Source organism: Arsenicibacter sp. R0_47, from assembly GCF_057652235.1.
Window position 1 is genome coordinate 1 of the sequence record NZ_JBYFCJ010000095.1, and the last position, 1,213, is coordinate 1,213.

2 protein-coding genes are annotated in these 1,213 nt (G+C 46.2%); both read left to right on the top strand.

Features of this window, described 5'->3' with window-relative positions:
- Window positions 1–51: 51 nt before the first annotated feature.
- Window positions 52–345 (top strand): transposase, encoded by a 294-nt coding sequence (locus tag AC23NW_RS36140; RefSeq protein WP_487455571.1) that lies wholly within the window; start codon window positions 52–54, stop codon window positions 343–345.
- 17 nt (window positions 346–362) lie between these two features.
- Window positions 363–1,213, top strand: an 851-nt coding sequence (locus AC23NW_RS36145) for an IS3 family transposase (RefSeq protein WP_487455573.1), incomplete at its 3' end; no start/stop codon positions are given.

Below are 1,213 nucleotides of genomic sequence, written 5' to 3' on the forward strand. Positions count from 1 at the left end.
TGAGATGGTCTAATTTATCGGCACAGTGAACTTGCTTAACTTCGCAAGATCATGCAGCAACTAAGCAGACCTAAAACCCGGCGTAAGTATGACGCTGACTTCAAAAACGAAGTCGTCAAAATGTTGGCCAACGGCCAGACTGCCGCCTATGTTTCAAAGGCGTTAGGTGTTTCCGAAAATCTAATCTACCGTTGGAAGAATCAGAACCAAGGGGTAAAAAAAGTAAGTAGTGAGCAAAGTGAACTGGCTCTGGAAAACCAGCAACTCAAGGATCGGGTACGGCAATTGGAAACCGAGCGCGAGATCTTAAAAAAAGCCTTGAGCATTTTCAGCCGACAAACCTGACGTTACATTATGACCTCATTCATGCGCTGTCTGATACATTTTCGGTCGAAACTCTATGTTCCGTATTGGGCCTGAGTCGAACAGCTTACTATCGTTACCAACGAGGAGATAGCTACAAACCAACGGTTGAAAAGAGAAAGAAGCAGCAATTGATTGAACAGGTTTTCTCGGATCATAAGCGCCGGTACGGGAGCCGACGTATTGTGGCTGAATTGAAAGAGAAAGGGCATGAAGTAGGACGGCATCAGGTGCGAACACTTATGAAACAAGCTGGTTTACAGCCCATTCAGCCTAAATCATTTGTGCCTCGTACGACGGATAGCACTCATGGGAAAGGCTACTGGCCTAATCTTTTATTGAATCAATCCTTACCGGAAGGGCCTAATTTGATTTGGGTAAGTGATATCACCTATTTGCCTTTGATCAACGGAGAATGGGCTTACCTGGGTAGCTGGATGGATCTATTCTCGCGACGAATCGTAGGCTGGCGCGTCGATGACAATATGGAAGATGATCTGGTTATCATACCACTTCGTAACGCCTTGCAATCACGTCAGCCCTCACCTGGCTTGATTACTCACTCAGATCGGGGTGGTCAATATGTATCAAATGATCTGCACGAGTTGATCAGCTTGTGGCACATCAGGCCCAGTATGAGTCGGGCCGACGATCCCTACGACAATGCGTTTGCTGAGTCGTTCTGGAGCCGCTTGAAAGCGGAATTATTGGAAGGAGGAGCGTTCTTGAGTGTAGAGGATGCTCGAACAGAAATCTTCGAGTATATTGAAATGTACTACAATCGGATGCGGAAGCATTCATCGCTGGGCTATAAAAGCCCTGAACAGTTTGAGCAGGAGTATTATACTAA